16 protein-coding genes are annotated in these 16,641 nt (G+C 62.5%); 8 read left to right on the top strand and 8 right to left on the bottom strand.

Features of this window, described 5'->3' with window-relative positions:
- Positions 1-6 precede the first annotated feature (6 nt).
- Positions 7-1,251 (bottom strand): ABC transporter substrate-binding protein, encoded by a 1,245-nt coding sequence (locus tag Q0687_RS18400; protein WP_298879359.1) that lies wholly within the window; start codon positions 1,249-1,251, stop codon positions 7-9.
- 141 nt (positions 1,252-1,392) lie between these two features.
- Positions 1,393-2,304, bottom strand: a complete 912-nt coding sequence (locus Q0687_RS18395) for an IclR family transcriptional regulator (protein ID WP_298879356.1) — start codon at positions 2,302-2,304, stop codon at positions 1,393-1,395.
- A gap of 229 nt (positions 2,305-2,533) precedes the next feature.
- Here Q0687_RS18395 and Q0687_RS18390 point away from each other — a divergent pair, with 229 nt between their 5' ends.
- From Q0687_RS18390 to Q0687_RS18380, 3 genes are read left to right on the top strand one after another with little or no spacing between them, the layout of a single operon-like run.
- Positions 2,534-4,333, top strand: coding sequence for a thiamine pyrophosphate-binding protein (locus tag Q0687_RS18390; protein ID WP_298879353.1), 1,800 nt, complete (start codon positions 2,534-2,536; stop codon positions 4,331-4,333).
- Positions 4,334-4,378: 45 nt separating this feature from the next.
- Positions 4,379-5,083 carry an SDR family oxidoreductase gene (locus Q0687_RS18385; RefSeq protein ID WP_363323957.1) on the top strand — a complete coding sequence of 235 codons (705 nt, stop codon included), beginning with the start codon at positions 4,379-4,381 and terminating at the stop codon, positions 5,081-5,083.
- 11 nt (positions 5,084-5,094) lie between these two features.
- On the top strand, positions 5,095-5,478 hold the full coding sequence (locus Q0687_RS18380) for a cupin domain-containing protein (protein WP_298879347.1): 384 nt from the start codon (positions 5,095-5,097) through the stop codon (positions 5,476-5,478).
- 66 nt (positions 5,479-5,544) lie between these two features.
- On the opposite strand, the gene Q0687_RS18375 is transcribed toward Q0687_RS18380, so the two are convergent.
- The 3 genes from Q0687_RS18375 to groL form a co-directional block, all read right to left on the bottom strand.
- Positions 5,545-6,267: a CBS domain-containing protein gene (locus tag Q0687_RS18375; RefSeq protein WP_298879344.1), complete on the bottom strand. Its 723-nt coding sequence runs from the start codon at positions 6,265-6,267 to the stop codon at positions 5,545-5,547.
- A gap of 71 nt (positions 6,268-6,338) precedes the next feature.
- Positions 6,339-6,860, bottom strand: a complete 522-nt coding sequence (locus Q0687_RS18370; RefSeq protein WP_298879512.1) for an Hsp20/alpha crystallin family protein — start codon at positions 6,858-6,860, stop codon at positions 6,339-6,341.
- A 243-nt stretch (positions 6,861-7,103) separates the two neighbouring features.
- Entirely contained in the window at positions 7,104-8,729 is a 1,626-nt protein-coding gene (groL, locus tag Q0687_RS18365; RefSeq protein WP_298879510.1) for a chaperonin GroEL, read from the bottom strand.
- A 171-nt stretch (positions 8,730-8,900) separates the two neighbouring features.
- Between groL and ftsH the strand changes: the two genes are divergently transcribed.
- Positions 8,901-10,742: an ATP-dependent zinc metalloprotease FtsH gene (gene ftsH, locus Q0687_RS18360; protein ID WP_298879341.1), complete on the top strand. Its 1,842-nt coding sequence runs from the start codon at positions 8,901-8,903 to the stop codon at positions 10,740-10,742.
- 312 nt (positions 10,743-11,054) lie between these two features.
- The gene (locus Q0687_RS18355) at positions 11,055-11,273 is read left to right on the top strand and encodes a hypothetical protein (protein ID WP_298879340.1); all 219 of its coding nucleotides are present in this window, start codon (positions 11,055-11,057) and stop codon (positions 11,271-11,273) included.
- A gap of 55 nt (positions 11,274-11,328) precedes the next feature.
- On the opposite strand, the gene Q0687_RS18350 is transcribed toward Q0687_RS18355, so the two are convergent.
- Positions 11,329-12,312 (bottom strand): zinc-dependent alcohol dehydrogenase family protein, encoded by a 984-nt coding sequence (locus Q0687_RS18350; RefSeq protein ID WP_298879338.1) that lies wholly within the window; start codon positions 12,310-12,312, stop codon positions 11,329-11,331.
- A gap of 234 nt (positions 12,313-12,546) precedes the next feature.
- Here Q0687_RS18350 and Q0687_RS18345 point away from each other — a divergent pair, with 234 nt between their 5' ends.
- Together Q0687_RS18345 and Q0687_RS18340 are read left to right on the top strand one after the other, a co-directional pair.
- Positions 12,547-14,028, top strand: coding sequence for an aldehyde dehydrogenase family protein (locus tag Q0687_RS18345; protein WP_298879507.1), 1,482 nt, complete (start codon positions 12,547-12,549; stop codon positions 14,026-14,028).
- 204 nt (positions 14,029-14,232) lie between these two features.
- Entirely contained in the window at positions 14,233-14,628 is a 396-nt protein-coding gene (locus tag Q0687_RS18340; RefSeq protein ID WP_298879336.1) for a lysozyme inhibitor LprI family protein, read from the top strand.
- Positions 14,629-14,653: 25 nt separating this feature from the next.
- On the opposite strand, the gene Q0687_RS18335 is transcribed toward Q0687_RS18340, so the two are convergent.
- Together Q0687_RS18335 and Q0687_RS18330 are read right to left on the bottom strand one after the other, a co-directional pair.
- Positions 14,654-15,373, bottom strand: coding sequence for an MFS transporter (locus tag Q0687_RS18335; RefSeq protein ID WP_298879333.1), 720 nt, complete (start codon positions 15,371-15,373; stop codon positions 14,654-14,656).
- Positions 15,361-16,059, bottom strand: coding sequence for an MFS transporter (locus tag Q0687_RS18330; RefSeq protein ID WP_298879330.1), 699 nt, complete (start codon positions 16,057-16,059; stop codon positions 15,361-15,363). The genes Q0687_RS18335 and Q0687_RS18330 overlap by 13 nt, the downstream gene beginning before the upstream one ends.
- Before the next feature lie 263 nt (positions 16,060-16,322).
- On the opposite strand from Q0687_RS18330, the gene Q0687_RS18325 reads away from it, so the two are divergent.
- Positions 16,323-16,631, top strand: coding sequence for a hypothetical protein (locus tag Q0687_RS18325; protein WP_298879327.1), 309 nt, complete (start codon positions 16,323-16,325; stop codon positions 16,629-16,631).
- The last annotated feature ends 10 nt before the right edge of the window (positions 16,632-16,641 follow it).

Here is a 16,641-nt window from a genome sequence, read left to right as displayed (position 1 = left end):
CGCGCGTCAGGCCTTCATCTCGCAGGGATTCTGCTCTTTGGCCGGGTAGATCGTCTCCAGCGGATCGTTCGCCGCCGGCACCGCGTCACCCAGCACCAGCATGTCCCACTGGTCCTTCATCTGGTCCTTCGGCTTGACCGTGAACGGATAGGCCTCCTGCACCAGCTGGTGATCCCAGGAGCGGAAATACGCCTTGCGCGCCTTGCCGATGTCGAACTGCGCCTGCTTCTCGAAATAAGCGATAAGTTCGCCGCTGTCGGTCGATTTCGTCGAGTTGATCGCCTCCGCCAGCAGCTTCAGTGTGACGTAGTCGATCCAGGCATGGTTCTCCGGCGGCTTGCCGTATTTCTTGGTGAAGGCTGTGACGAAGGCCTTTGATGTCGGATTGTCGAGCGTGTGATACCAGACCGTCGGCCAGATGCCGCTGAGATTGCCTGCGCCCGCGGCCCAGGCATCGCCGGTATTGAGGTTGAAACCCACCAGCGGGTAGGGGAAGCCGAATTCGGCATATTGCTTGACGAGATTGGTCACCTGATTGCCGGCGAGGTTGCAGCAGACCACGTCCGGCTTTGCCTGCCGGACCTTCAGAAGATATGGACTGAAGTCGGTGACATCAGTCGCGATCAGCTCATCGCCGATCAGGTTCGCATCATGTGCGCCGAAGAACACTTTCGCGGCCTTCAGGAGGTCATGACCGAAAATGTAGTCGGCCGTCAGCGTGAAGAACTTCTTGCCCTTCACCATGCCCTGCTGCGACAGCGCGGTGCCGACTGCGTTCACCATCACCGTGTTCGGGATGTCGCAGTGGAATGAGTATTTGTTGCAGCTCTTGCCGCGCAGCGCGTCCGATCGGGCGCCGGTCGAGAAGAATACTTTCTTGTTTCGTTCGGCCACCTGCATGATGGTGAGCGCAGAGGCCGAGGAGATCTCACCGAGCAGTACCGCCGCGCCGTCCTGCTCCAGCATGCGCTGTGCCTTGGTCGCGGCTGTCGCCGGATTGATCGAGTCTTCCGAGAGGAGGTCGATCTGCTTTCCCAGGATGCCGCCGGAGGCGTTGATCTCTTCGGCCGCGAGCCTCACCCCTAATTGGGCGTAGCCGCCGATCACGCCAAGAAAGCCGGTGAGCGGCGTCAGGTGGCCGATCCGGATCTTCTCGGCCTGCGCCCTTACGATCGCGGGAAACCCGAGCGCAGCGGCGCCAGCAAAGGCTGCGCCCGCCCGTAACACCGTCCGGCGTGGGTAGCGGATCATCTCTGTCTCCTCCCGGGTGCATTGCCTGCCTCCCTTCAAAACCGGGTATCCGGTATTGTGAGAGAGCTTTTTCTAATGCTGGAGGATAATTGCGAGCGCCATCGCCGGTGTCAACCAGCAAAATCGCCGCCTAGGAAGCGGCTAGACTTTTTGCGTAAGCGCCTTGTGCGCCCGGTCCTTGGCGCCGAACTCCACCGACAGGCGGTCGGCGGCGACCCTCACGATCTGCGCACCGGCGTGCAGGGCCTGGTTCGAGAGGCGCCAGATCGGGCCGGAAATGCCGAGCGCGCCAATCACCTGCCCGGTGAAATCGGTCACAGGTACGGCGACGCAGCGCACTTCGGGATTGAACTCGCCGTCGTCAAAGGCAATGCCGGTGCGCTGCACTTCCGCGATCTCGCGCATCAGCGCGCCGACATCGCTGATGGATTTCGGCGTCGACGGTTTCAGTTCGACGCGATCGATGAAGCGCTTGAGCTGCTCGGGGCGGAGGGACGCCAGGATGATCTTGCCGAGGGCGGTGCAATGGGCAGGTCGCACCACGCCGACACGATCGGTCAACTGGAACGCGCCGGGGCCGCTGGTACGGGCGATGACGACCACCGCATCGCCCATTCGTACGGCAAAATGGCCGCTTTCGCCGGTCTCGCGCGACAGCTCCTCCAGCACCGGCGTTGCGACATTGACCATCTCGATTTCGTCGAGCGCGCTCGCCGCCAGCGCAAATAGAGGACGGCCGATGCGATAGCGCTTGTTGTCCTTTTCCTGGCGGAGGTAGCCCAGCGAGACCAGCGTCTTGGCGAGGTGAAACGTTGTGGAGTTGTGCAGGCCGACCAGCTTGCTCAGCTCGGCAAGTCCGATGCCTTCGCGATGCCGGGCGACCTCTTCGAGGATCGAGAAAGCGCGCCCGAGCGACTGCACGCCGCCGGCGCGCTGCTTGTCGTCGGCCTCGTCGTCGCCATCGGCCTTGGGAGCGGGGACCAGTTTGGCAATCGCGGCCTTGCGCGGGCTTGCAGGCTTCTCGCCGGTCGTTGGCTTGGTTCGCGATTTCAAGAATTGGGCTCCCTTGGGTGAATCGCCTTGGCTCCGTCCCTGCGACCGTAGCACGCAACCGCCGTAGCCGTTGGCGCGGAGCATCGCATTTCCTCAGGGCATGAGCCTATCACAATATAAATTGACGTACAGCATTATGAGAAATAGGCTGCCCGCGGCCCTGTGATGACCGGCCGCGTTCTCCGCATCGGTACAGAAGAAGTCGACGGGCCGCGAGGGAGACCGGTTGATGTCGAAAAACATGCTCAATGGCGCCCAGGTCATTGTCGACTATCTGATCCAGGAGAAGGTGCCGCAGGTTTTCGGGCTCTGCGGCCACGGCAACATTCAGTTCATTGACGCGCTCTACGAGCGCTCTTCCGACATCAAGACCATCTCCGTGCATCACGAGAGCGTCGCCGGCTTCATGGCCGACGTCTATTACCGGGTCTCCGGCCGACCGACCGCGACCTTCACATCCTGCGGACCGGGCTCGGCGAACCTCCCGATCTCACTCGCCAATGCCTACCTCGACTCCGTGCCGTTCATGGCGATCACCGGCAATGTGCCGACCAGCCAGTTCAACCGCGGTGCGTTCCAGGAGATGTACCGGCACTACCAGGCCGACTTCCCGTCCACGGTGCGTACGATGTGCAAGAAGGTGTTCCAGCCGACGCGCGGCGAGATGGTGCCGCTCGCCGTGCGCCAGGCCTGGAAGACCATGGTGACGGGACGGCCGGGGCCCGTCGTGGTCGACGTGCCCTTCGACGTCTTCATGGAATCGGCGGCCGAAGAAGCGCCCAAGGCAATCGAGTGGAGCGCCAACATCTCCAGCCGCTGCGGCGCCGATCCGGAAGGTGTCGAGAAGGCGGTCGATATGCTGCTTGCCGCTGAGCGGCCGGTGATGCTGGTCGGGCAGGGCGTGCGCTATGGCGGCGCAGCGGAAGAGCTGCGCAAGCTTGCCGAGCGGCTGCAGATTCCGGTGGCAGCTTCGGCAAGCGGTCTCGGCGCGCTCGACGTCAATCATCCGCTGGCCCTCGGCCTCGTTGCACGTGCCGGGCACTACCAGGCCAATCATGCCGCGCGTCAGGCCGATGTGCTGCTCGCGCTCGGCGTCCGCTTCGACGACCGCACCTCGAGCTCGTGGATTCCGGGCTATTCGTTCACGATCCCGCCGACGCGCCTGATTCACGTCGACATCGATCCCGAAGAGATCGGCCGCAACTATCCTGTTGCGCTCGGGCTGATGGCCGATGTCCGCACCTTCCTGCGGCAGGTGCACGCCGAGCTCGACCGTCGCGACCATCTCTTCAAGAAAGCCGACGCTCGCAAGAAATGGTTGGCGCAGATCGATGGCTATCGCAAGGAGTGGGACAAGTTCGTTGCGCCCGGCTTCTCCGACGACACCACGCCGATCAATCCGCAGCGTGCAGCAGCGGAGATCGACAAGGCGCTGCCTGAGGATGCCATCCTCGTTTCCGACATCGGCGTGCACCACAATTGGTTGCTCGGCTTCTGCAAGCCGAAGCGACCGGATTCGTTGATCGGTTCGATGGGCTTTGGTCCGATGGGCTTTGGCGTCGCCGGTGTGATGGGCGCGAAATTCGCAGCGCCCGATCGTCCTTGCGTTTCGGTCTGCGGCGACGGCGCCTTCTTCATGCACGCCAACGTGCTGGGCACCGCGGTCGAGTACAATCTGCCCGTGGTCTGGGTGGTCTGGAACAATTACGCCTATGCCTCGATCCGCGGACTTCAACGCGGCTATCTCGGCGGGCGCGAACTTGCGACCGACTTCAAGCATCCGGAGACGGGTGAACGCTACAATCCGGATTTTGCCGCGATGGCGCGCTCCTGCGGCGTCGAAGGCGTACGGGTCGATCGTGCTGGCGACATCGGTGAGGCCATCCGCAAGGGTATCGCCGCCAACAAGCCTTATCTGATCGACGTCGACATCGCCGCCGACGTCAATCCGGCCGGCGCCGGTGTCTGGGAATTGCCGGGCCTCGGCCAGAGCAAGGCCGGCATCGGGGCCCGCTTTCAGCCGGGCTGATCGCGCCTCGCAGACTGAATCATTGAAAATATGAGGGAGACGGGAATGACGTTCGCAGGCAAGAAGGTCGTCGTGATCGGCGGCTCCTCAGGCATTGGCCTTGCCGCCGCGGAGCTTGCGAAGAGCCAAGGTGCTGATGTCGTGATCGCTTCGCGCAGCGCGGCGAAGCTCGATCCCATTGCGGAACGACTGAAGGTGATGGCAATTGCAACCGACGTCACCAGCGATCAGAGCGTGGCCGAGTTGTTCAAGCGCACGGGCCCTGTCGATCACGTCGTGCTGACTGCCGCGCAGCTGCGCACCGGGCCGTTCAAGACAGTCGCGATGGAGGACGTGCGGGCCACGATGGAAGGAAAATTCTGGGGCGCTTGGCGCGTCGCGCGCGAAGCCGGGATCCGGCCCGGCGGCTCGCTGACGCTGGTCACCGGCTTCCTCAGCGTCCGGCCCCGGCCCAACTCGGCGATCATCAGCGCGGCCAATGGCGCGCTGGAGTCGCTGGCCCGTGCGCTGGCGCTCGAGCTGGCGCCGGTGCGCGTCAATGCGGTGTCGCCGGGCGTGATCGATACGCCGATTCGGGCAGCGATGCCGGAGGCGGCGCGCAAGGAGATGCTGGCCAAGACGGCGGCCGCTCTGCCGGTCGGCCGCGTCGGCGCCGCCGAAGACATCGCGCGGCAGATCCTGAGCTTCATGGCGAATGGGTTCGCGACGGGCTCGATCGTCTATGTCGACGGTGGCGCGCTGGTGAACTAGGGAGCATCGATATGATCGAGGAGACAGGCGGCGCTTTCATCCGCAACATCGCCGAAGTGCCCTGGCGCGAATTCCCCAACCATTTCGGTGGCGCGCTGTCGAAGCCGCTGGTGATGCCGGAGACCGCAGGCTCGCGCTGCATCGACTACCGCATCTCGATGTACCAGCCGATGGCCTATGTCGCGCGGCATCACCACAAGGTACAGGAGCAGGTCTATCACGTGCTCGACGGTGAAGGGCTAATGGAAATCGCCGGCAAGAACCATATCGTGCGCAAGCATGACGTGATCTTCCTGCCGCCCGGCGTCGAGCACGCGATTTCGAACTCTGGGCTGGTCGACCTCGTATTTCTAGTCATCACCTCGCCGGTGACGGATGACGAGAGGCCAACCTAACGATCATCGGAGCTGACAGGCCAATATACAGAGGCTTAAGACGTCTTTTTTTGCCCTCGGCGCGTTTCAGCTCGCGGCTTTCAAGTCCTCGGGCGATTCCAGGTAATAACCAGAGTAAGAGTCAACGAGGCCGAGGTGGTCATGGACTTCCCTGACACCGCTGGTGTTTTCGGCCTCGATAATAGATGCTCGCCGGGCCTCCTCGGTCGTGATGAGGCCGTGCAGATGGACGACGCCATTGCGGACGTCCGCTCTGAAACCGATCGGGCGCCAGTCGGCTTTATTGATCGCTCGCGTGATGCGGTCACAAATATGCTGGTCATCGGCGGTCGGATCCGGGATTTCGTGTGCGAGACTTGCCATGGCTTGCAGCAAGTTGCTCCTCGTCACGATTCCGATCGCCGCCTTGCCCCGCATCACCGGGATGCGTTTGATGTCGTGCTTCTCCATCAGATCGACAAGGTCGGCCAATGAGGTCTCTTCCTGAGCGCAGACGACCTGCCGCGTCATGACGTCCTCCACCTTTCGGCCGCTCTCGTGAACGAATTCGGCCGCAGCCCGTCCGGGCCCCATGAAGAATTTCAGCCAGGCTGCGTGCTTGCGACCGGTGCCAATCTCGCTGCGACGAAGGAAGTCGCTTTGCGAGACGACGCCGACGAGGTTGCCGGCATCGTCGATGACAGGCAGGCCGCTGATATGCATCTGGAGCATGATCCTGGCCGCTTCTTCGATCGTCGTATGAGGCGTTACGGCGACAACGTCTCTGGTCATCACATGAATTGCGTGCATGATGCGCCCTCAATCTCACGGGGATTGCAAAGTTCGGCGAGGCCGCGAGGCGGCCTCGCCCTGGCAGGCTGTCAAGCCGCTTTCACGTTGATCGTCTTGGCGGGCTTTTGGGCTTCTTCGGTTTTCGGAAGCACGACCTTGAGTACGCCGTTCTTGAAGGTCGCCTCGATCTTGTCGGCGTTGACGCCCTCCGGCAAAGTGAAATAGCGCTCGAACGTTCCATAGCGGCGCTCGGAAACGTAGTAGTCCTTCTTCTTTTCCTCCGTCTCCTCGCGCTTCTCGCCCTTGATCGTAAGACCGCCATTGACGAGCTTGATATCGATGTTCTTCTCGTCGAGGCCCGGAAGTTCGGCCGTGATTTCATACGCCTTGTCGCCTTCGGCGATGTCGACGGCGGGCGCAGCAAGTGACTTCGAGATGTCGCGCTCGAGCCGTGCGAGCGAGCGGAACGGTCGATTCCAGAAGCCGTTGCCGAAATCGTCGAAGATTTGATCGATTTCGTTTCTCAGCGCCTGAAATGGACGCCAAGTCTCGCCCGGGACAGCGGGCGCAGTCGAGGTTTTCGTAACGGGCAATTTGGTTTCGGTTACCATGATGATTTCTCCTTCGAGGTTTGACCATCTCGGTCGCCGAAAAGAGTAGCCATGGGTTCGGATTGGAAAGTTGATTTCGCTCAAGCCGGCGATTGGGTCGTTGAGATTCATCCTCGGCAGACCGCAATCATGAGGACGCTGCTGGAGTTGCACCGCACCGCGTGGCGCGAACCCCATGACTTGTGGTCGTCCATTTAGCGACGGCGCAGGGAGGGAGATCGGCGGCACTGCCTGACCAGGCCGTTAGGGCAATGCCATCTCCTGCTCGGGCAGCCGTTCGCGTTTCGACTCCGGTATTTCCGTCATCGTCGCCTCGGTTAAAAGGAGCACGCTTGCGACGGAAACTGCATTTTCAAGCGCTGTTCGTACCACCTTGACCGGATCAACGATGCCGGCTTCGACGAGGTCGACATAGACCTTGCGGGCGGCATCGAAGCCAAAGCTGCCTTGACTATCGAGCATCCGGGCCACCACCACGCCGCCGTCGGCAGCTGAATTCTCGGCAATCTGGCGGGCAGGAGCTTCGAGCGCGCGTCTCAGAATCTGAACGCCAGTCCGCTCGTCGCCCTCGCAGGCAGCTTCTTCCTTGGCCACGGCTGCGATTGCGCGGAGGAGAGCCAGCCCTCCGCCCGGCACGATACCTTCGGCGACCGCCGCTTTGGTCGAACTGATTGCGTCGTCCAAAGCTTCCTTCTTTGCCTTCATCTCGGCCTCGGTCGGCGCACCCACGCGGATCACAGCCACGCCGCCCGACAGCTTGGCGAGGCGCTCTTCGAGCTTTTCGCGATCATAGTCGCTGGTCGCCTTGTCGATCTCGACCCGGATCTGGGCCAGTCGGCCGTCGATGCGGGTACGATCGCCGCCGCTGCCGATCAACGTCGTATTCTCCTTGTCGGCGACCACGCGTGCGGCACGGCCGAGCTGCTGAAGGGTAGCGCTCTCCAATTTCAGGCCGATTTCTTCCGAGATCACTTGGGCGCCTGTCAGGATCGCGATATCCTCGAGCATGGCTTTGCGCCGGTCGCCAAACCCGGGGGCCTTGACGGCGCAAGCCTTGAGCACACCCCGCAACTGATTGACGATAAGGGTGGCTAGCGCTTCGCCCTCGATGTCCTCGGCGATGATCAGAAGCGATCGGCCGCTTTTGGCGACCTGCTCGAGCAGCGGGACCAGATCACGCAAAGCGCCGATCTTGTGATCGCAGAGCAGGACGTAAGGATCCTGCAAGACCGATTCCATCCGATCGGCGTCGGTGACGAAATAAGGTGAAAGAAAGCCGCGATCGAATTTCATGCCCTCGACGACGTCGAGAAGGGTTTCGGTCGTCTTGGATTCCTCGACCGATATCACCCCGTCGCCGCCGACCTTTTCGATCGCGTCCGCGACGAGCTCGCCGATCGACGGGTCGTTGTGGGCGGAAATGGTGGCGACTTGTGCCTTCTCCGCCCTGGATTTGACAGGCTTTGCCATGGCGTGCAACGCAGCGATGGCGGCCTGCGTTCCGCGATCCAGGCCGCGTTTGAGATCGATCGCGCTCGCGCCGGCGACAACGTTGCGAACTCCGTCGGCCAGGATGGCATGTGCAAGGATAGTGGACGTGCTTGTGCCGTCGCCGACGACATCGCCGGTCTTTTCGGCGGCCTGACGCAGCACCTGAGCTCCGAGGTTCTCTTCGGCGTCCTTCAAGTCAAATTCCTTGGCAATGGTCACGCCGTCGTTGCAGACGATGGGTGCACCCCAGGCCTTCTGAATCAGGACGGACTTCGATTTCGGGCCGAGCGTCACGCGAACTGCGTCAGCAAGCAGAGATGCACCGCGCAGGACCTTCTCGCGAGCGGCTGAATGGAACAGGACTTGTTTGTGTGCCATTTCGATTCCTCGAGGTGTGTCGCTGCGAGACGCTACTGCTGGGTGGAGACGAGTTCGCGCATCGGCCCGCAATCTGGACCTGTCCAAGCCAGCTTTGCGTTGACCTGAATCAAGTTCACTTCCTTTGGCCAAACTAGCATTTCAAGAAGTTGACCCGGACGGGAGGCGGACTTGGATTCCAATCAGATCTCGCGAAAGCAGACGATAACGATGGCCGTCATCTTCGCGGGAAGCATGCTGCTCGTCGTCCTGCAATTCATTGCTACGACTTACAACTCCATCGAATCCATCCCCTACAGTCAGTTCGAGCAGTTGCTCGCCCAGGACAAGATCACCGAAGTTTCGGTTGGTCCCGATACGATTCAGGGAAAACTGAAAGAGCCGCTTCCCGGCGGGAAATCGGCATTCGTGACGGCGCGAGTTGATATGGCCTTGGCCGAGAAGTTGGCGGCAAGAGGCGTCAGCGTAACTGGCGTTCCGGGAAGCGGTCTCCTTCAAGGCTTGTTGTCCTGGATCTTCCCGGTCGCCATCTTCTTCATGATCTGGTACTGGGCGGGGCGCAGCATGGGCGGCCGCCAGGGCTTCGGCGGGCTGATGGCGATCGGGAAGTCCCGTGCCAAGGTCTATGTCGAGAAGGACATCAAGGTCACTTTCGCCGATGTCGCCGGTGTCGACGAGGCCAAATTCGAACTTCAGGAAGTGGTTTCGTTTCTGAGAGATCCCGCCAGTTATGGCCGGCTGGGAGCGCATGTGCCCAAGGGGATATTGCTGGTTGGGCCGCCGGGAACGGGAAAGACCCTGCTGGCGCGCGCCGTAGCCGGAGAGGCCGGCGTTCCATTCTTCTCGATTTCGGGCTCCGAATTCGTCGAAATGTTCGTCGGGGTGGGCGCGGCCCGCGTCCGAGACCTCTTCGAACAGGCCCGCAAAGCTTCTCCTTGCATCATTTTCGTAGACGAGCTCGATGCGCTCGGCCGCAGCCGCGGGCCGGTGTCCTTCGCGAGCCATGACGAGAAGGAGCAGACTCTCAATCAGCTGCTTTCGGAGCTCGACGGCTTTGACCCGAGCGCCGGCGTCATTCTACTGGCGGCCACCAACCGCCCGGAAATTCTGGATCCTGCACTGCTGCGAGCGGGACGGTTCGACCGACAAGTCCTCGTCGACCGGCCGGACAAGATCGGGCGCACGGCCATCCTCAAGGTGCATGTCCGCAAGATTCGGATGGGGGCGGGGGTCGATCTCGACAAGGTGGCCGGCCTTACGACCGGCTTTACCGGGGCCGATCTTGCCAATCTCATTAACGAGGCTGCCATCGCCGCAACCCGCCGGGGCGGAGAGGAAGTCTCGTTCGCCGATTTCGTCAGCGCGATCGAGCGGATTGTTGCCGGGGTCGAGAAGAAGAGCAGGGTCCTCGGCAAGGACGAGCGGCGCAGGGTGGCCTATCACGAAATGGGGCATGCCCTGGTGGCCGCGAGTCTGCCCGGCGTCGATCCGGTGCAGAAGGTTTCGATCATTCCGCGCGGGATCGGCGCGCTCGGGTACACCATTCAGCGCCCGACCGAAGACAGGTTCTTGCTGACGATTGAGGAGCTGAAGAATCGCATTGCCGTGCTGATGGGTGGGCGGGCGTCGGAGCGCTTGATTTTCGACGGCGCGATTTCGACAGGGGCCGCCGATGATCTTCAGCGCGCGACCGAAGTCGCTATCGAGATGGTCACCAAATACGGCATGGATGAGGTGGTCGGGCAGCGCACCTATGCGCCCAAGCCTCAAGCATTCCTCGCGGCCCAGGATGCGGTGGTCACCGCCGCCGAAGCCACCGGTCGCGAGATCGACCTCGCGGTGCGGAACCTGATCGAGGAGGGTGACAGCCGTGCCCGGGATATTCTGCAGAGGCGGCGCGCCGACCTTGACGCCGGTGTTGAGCTCCTGATTGCAAATGAAACGGTGACTGCAGAGCAATTTTCTCCGCTGCTTGCAAAGAGTGCCGAAAGAAACCAGCCGGTCGCCGCATGAGCACGGTCCGGCTGTTCTTTAAGGCGGGCAGCGGCGCGACCTCGCGCGACAAGGTGCGCCCGTTGTTCTCAGACCGCGGGGAGCATCTGGTGAATGCCGCAATGGGCAGGTTGGCGAGCGATTCCAGGAGCCAATCGTAGTCGATCCGGATTTGATCCTGATCAAGCAGGGACCATGCAAGCCGGCCTAGATTGTTCTTCACGTAGCCAGCCCCACGGCTACGTCCCCCAAGTCGCCGCCGAGGCGCCCCCCAAGTCTCGGCGGCTTTTTCTTTCCCTGTTAATAGATCGAACCGAGACCTGGATCGCGCCGATGCGCACCTATTACTTCGACATGAAGGACGGCGTTCCCAAGCGGGACGAGGTGGGCGTGGAATTGGCGAGTGACGGCGCTGCGATTGCACACAGCAAGCGACTGGCAGAAAAGGTGCGCTTGGAAAGGCCCGCGGGTAATCCGGATCTGCGGATCGTCGTCATCGACGAAAGCGGTCGGGAAGTCCACCGCGAGCAGGTTTACCAACAAAGTATCTGATCGCCGTCCAGGCCTGAATGATCCTGGCCATCTATGTGAACCGCAGTCGTCGCGCTTATGGACACAACACCGCGGCACCAAGGAGCTTGCCGTCTCGTAAGCAGGCGAGCGCTTCGTTGGCCTCGGTGAGCGGGAATATCGTCGTGTGTGTGTGGATGTCAGCCTTCGCCGCCGTGAAGAGGAAATCGATGCCGTCTTGGCGTGTGAGATTTGCGACCGATATGACCTGCCGCTCGCCCCAAAGGATATTATAGGGAAACGTTGGAATATCTGACATGTGAATGCCGGCGCAAACGACGCGGCCACCCTTTCTCACGGCGCGCAAGGCAAGCGGCACCAGCGCGCCGATCGGTGCAAATATGATGGCTGCGTCCAATTCGGACGGCGGCTCATCTTCGGACGCGCCGGCCCAAGCCGCGCCAAGCGAGAGGGCCAGGTGCTGTGCGTCTCGATCACCGCTGCGGGTGAACGCGTAAATCGATCGGCCTTGGGCTCGGGCGACTTGCGCGATGATATGACCGGCCGCTCCGAAGCCGTAAATGCCCAACGTTTTCCCTTCGCCGGCCATCACCAGAGATCGCCAGCCGATCAGGCCAGCACAGAGCAGCGGCGCGATGGCAGCATCATCACCCTGCTCGCCGAGCGGAAAGCAATATCGGGCATTGGCGACCAGGTGACTCGCGAAGCCGCCATCGCGCGTGTAGCCGGTGAATTTGGGGTGGTCGCAGAGGTTTTCCTTATCTGCGCGGCAGTAGAAGCACTCACCGCAGGTGTATCCGAGCCAGGGAACGCCGACGCGCATTCCCGGCACCAGATCCGTAACGCCGTCTCCCACTGCGTCGACACGGCCGACGACCTCATGGCCTGGAACAATTGGATAGGGAACATCGGGAAGGTCACCGTCGACGACGTGCAGATCGGTACGGCAAACACCACAGGCACCGACCTTGACGCGGACTTCGCCCGGACCAGGTGTGGGGTCCGGTCGTTGTTGGAGCACTAGCGGCCCGCCGCGTGCGGATAGGACCATCGCATACATATCGTCATCCCCACCCTCGGCAAGAAAGGCACGGTGACCCCGGCGATCGATATTCACGTTGCGCTAAATCAAGATTCTGGCCCCTCGTCGCCAAGGGGGTCGGCTCTGCCATTGCGGCCGTGGTCGAGAGCGGCCATGGTCAAGCCTATATTTCCGACTTGGCGCGGCTCTTTCGAAAGACGATGCCAGCAGCCTAGACCCGGAATGCGTGTTGAGACAGGAAAGACTGAGCGAATGACAAAGATCGATATCCGATTTCCCCTGGACGGCCGGACTCGCAAGATGTTCGTCGATGGCGCGTGGGTTGAGGCCCGCTCGGGGCAAGTCTTCGAGACGCGCAACCCGGCAACGGGTGAGGTGATCGGGCGTGTCCCGTGTGGCGATTCCGGCGACATCGACATCGCCGTGACCGCCGCGCGTCGGGCCTTCGTGGGACCTTGGAGCCGCTTCAAGCCGTTCGAGCGGCAAGTTCTGCTCCTGCGCATCGCCGATCTGGTTGAGAAGCACTGGGAGGAGATCAGCCAGTCCGACACGGCGGACATGGGCATGCCGATCGTGAGGACGCGGGCGAACAAGCTGCGCGTGCTCGGCATGCTCAGATATTACGCCGGCATGGCGACCGCGATTCACGGCCAGACGATCGATAATTCGCTCCCGGGCGACATCGTCTCGTTCACGCGGAAGGAGCCCGTCGGCGTCGTCGGCGCGATCATTCCCTGGAACGCGCCCACGGCTGCGTCGGTCTGGAAGATCGGACCTGCGCTGGCGACCGGCTGCACGATCGTGCTCAAGCCCTCCGAAGAGGCGCCGCTGACGCCGCTCCTGATCGCAGATTTGATGAACGAGGCGGGCGTGCCACCGGGCGTCGTCAACGTCGTCACCGGAACCGGTCCCGAGGCTGGTGCGCCTTTGGCCGAACATCCCGGCGTAGACAAGATCGTCTTCACGGGATCCACGGCGACCGGGCAGGCCATCATCCGTGCTTCTGCCGGCAACCTCAAGCGGGTGTCTCTCGAGCTTGGTGGAAAGTCGCCGGTCATCGTCTGCGCCGACGCCGACCTCGACAAGGCTGTTCCGATTGCAGCGATGGCGGCATTCGCGAATTCGGGCCAGATCTGCATCGCCGGGTCACGCTTGTTCGTCGAGCGGAAGATCCATGACGAGTTAGTCGAGCGGCTGGCGAAATTCGCCTCGGGCCTGAAGATCGGTGATGGCGCTGATCCTACGACGGAGATTGGCCCCCTTGTTTCCGCGCGGCAACTCGACAAGGTCGAAGGCTTCCTGCGAAGCGGACGTGACGAGGGCGCGAAGGTCGTGACCGGTGGCCGGCGGTTGAGAGAAGGAAGTCTCGCCAAGGGCAATTTCGTCGAACCGACCGTGTTCGCCGGTGTCTCCGACAATATGCAGATCGCCCGTGACGAAATCTTTGGTCCAGTCATCTCCGCGCTGCCGTTCGATACGCTCGATGAAGCCGTGGAGCGGGCCAACGCGACGCCATACGGGCTTGCGGCGGGTGTCTTTACCCGCGACGTGAGCAAGGCCCACATCGTCTCGCGCAGCCTGCGCGCGGGCTCGGTCTGGGTGAACACCTACCACGCCATCGATCCTGCATTGCCCTTCGGCGGCTACAAGATGAGCGGATATGGCCGTGAGGGCGGTACCGAACAGCTCGACGAGTACCTGAACACGAAGGGGGTCTGGATCAAGCTGGACTGACCCGATCATCCAGTCGGCGTCGCGGTCAGTCCCGACGATCCCCATCCGATCGACGTTTCATCCCCACCGTGTGCTGGAAGAGTGATCGATCTACAATAGCCTGCCTGGGCGCTCGGTGCCCAGTGCCCTTGCCTTTAAAGTCGTCGCGAAATAGCCATAACGCGCGGGCTAGGTTTCGTCGGATCGACGAGTGAGACCGCTAGGATGTTCTGGAAGTCAGCTCCCGTTTTGGCAGCCGCCCTCTATCTCGTCACATTTTCTGCAAGCGCGCAGCAGAGTGCGGAGTTCGATGCGTGCGTGGCTCAAGCCGACGGCGTTTCCTCTAAAATGCTGGATTGCGGCAAAGCCGAGATCGATAAGTGGGACGCGAGGCTGAATGCCGCCTATCAGGCCCTGATGCACAGCTCCGCGGACATGACGCGGGCGCAATTGCAGCAAGAGCAAAGGACCTGGCTCAAACATCATTTGAGCCAGACCCACCGTCTGGCTGCTGACCCCAACAACGGGTCCGTCGCGTTTCTCGACTCCCAATCGTTTGAATTGGATGACTTGGTCGAGCGGACGTTGCAGCTTGAAAAGCGCGTCAGCGGTAAGCCCTGACAGCGAACCTCCGGCGTTGCGCGCGTCACGCATCTTGCGGCGCGGCTGCGACGGCGGCCCGTCGCCGTGCCGGCAGGAAGAATCCCGCGATCGCGCCTGCCAGCGACAGCGTTGCCGCAAGGCGCATCGCCGCGGCAAATCCACCGTCGAAATGCGCGGCCGAGTAGGCCCCGCCGTGGGCCGAGAAGCTGGCCACCAGTGCGGCGATGCCGAACATGCCGCCGAGGAAGCGGCCCATGTTGAAGACGCCGGACGCCTTGCCCATTTCGGCGATCGCGACCGAGCCTAGGATGGCGTTTTGCGCGGCCGGCATCGCCATCGAGACGCCGACGCCCGCCAGCACGAGCGGCGCCACCAGAGCGGAATAGGCCAACGCAGGACTCGCAATCTCCGCGATCCAGCCAAGGCCGATCGCCTGCATCAGCAATCCCATCACCACCAGCGGCCGCTCGCCGAGCCTGTTGACGACCGCGCCGGCTATGGGTGCGGTGACGAACAGCGTCGCAGTCCAGGGCAGCAGGCGAAGTCCGGCGCCGAAGGCATCGAAGCCCAGCGTCGTCTGCAGGAACTGTGGCAGCAGGAACAGGACGCCATACATCGCAGCGTAGAACAGCACGCTCGCCGACATGCCGGCGGCGAGGGCACGCGACGCAAACAGCCGCATCGGCACCATCGGCGCGACGGCGCGCAATTCCCAAAGCACGAAGCCGGCCGTGAACACCAGGCCTGACATCAGCGTGCCCATGATCTCGGCCTCGCCCACCCGACGGCATTGCCGCGCAACAGGCTCCAGACTAGCGCGAGTGCCGCGAGAGCGACGAGCGACAGTCCGGGGATGTCCAGTGCGGCAGAAGGCCCGAAGCTTTCGCGCAACCGTGCCAGCACCAGCGCGATTGCGATCAAGCCGATCGGCAGGTTGATCCAGAATACCCAGCGCCAGCCAAAATGTTCGGTGATGAAGCCGCCGATGGCCGGGCCGATGATCAGCGCGCAGCCGGTGATGCTGCTGAAGATGCCGAGCGCGCGGGCGCGCTCCTCCCGGCCGAACGTGCCGCTCAGGATCGCCATCGCCAGCGGCATCACGAGCGCGGCGCCGGCGCCTTGCAGCGCGCGGGCAGCGATCAGCGCGGAGGCGCTGCCTGCCAGCGCACAGGCCGCCGATGCAACGACGAACAGCGCGATCCCGGTCGCGAACATGCGGCGGCGGCCGAAGCGATCGCCGAGCGCGGCGCCGGTCAGGAGCAGGACGGCGAAGATCAGGTTGAAGGCGTTGACGGTCCATTGCAGCGTTTCGACCGGACTGCCGAATTCGGTACGGATAGAGGCGAATGCGGTCGTAATGATCATGGCGTCGAGCGCCATCATGAAGGATGCCAGCGCGGTGACGCCAAGGACCCAGTTCTTCTCGGCGCGATTGGTCGGGGTCTGCATCGCCCTCTCTCCCTGCGTCGCGCCGCCCTGTCGCGGCGCGTTCTGCGGGCTAGACGAGGTCGATGGGGCAAAGGGTGCGTCCGGAAATAATCTTTTGCGGACCGAATCCTTTGGCGGCTGGAAAGCGTCTTTTGGGGTGACGCGGCCATTGACGCGAGCTTGATCCGGCAAATCGGGACCCCGGACATCCGGGAAGCTCATGCTAAAGTCGACGATGGCGCGTGATGAGCAACTGGGTCGCAACACAAGCTGAGGAGCGCGTAATGAGAAGAACGCTGATCAGATACAGGGTCAAGCCGGAGCTGGCCGATCGGAACGCCGAGCTGGTTGCGGCCGTATTTGCGGAATTGAAGGCGGCGGCGCCCGATGGCGTGCGCTATCTGACGCTGCGGCTGGAGGACGACACCTTCATCCATTTGGTCGAGGGCGCGGCGGAGGACGGCTCGAGCCCGATCCCGAAGCTTAGGGCGTTTCAGGTGTTCCAGGACGGCATCCGGGATCGCTGCGCGGAGCCGCCGGTGGTTCGTGACGTGAGGATCGTCGGCAATTACCGTATGCTGGACGGGTCCTGACCAGGCGAGG

It is taken from the genome of uncultured Bradyrhizobium sp. (genome assembly GCF_936928535.1).
Classification (GTDB): Bacteria; Pseudomonadota; Alphaproteobacteria; order Rhizobiales; family Xanthobacteraceae; genus Bradyrhizobium.
This window is presented reverse-complemented; position numbering and strand designations above follow the sequence as displayed.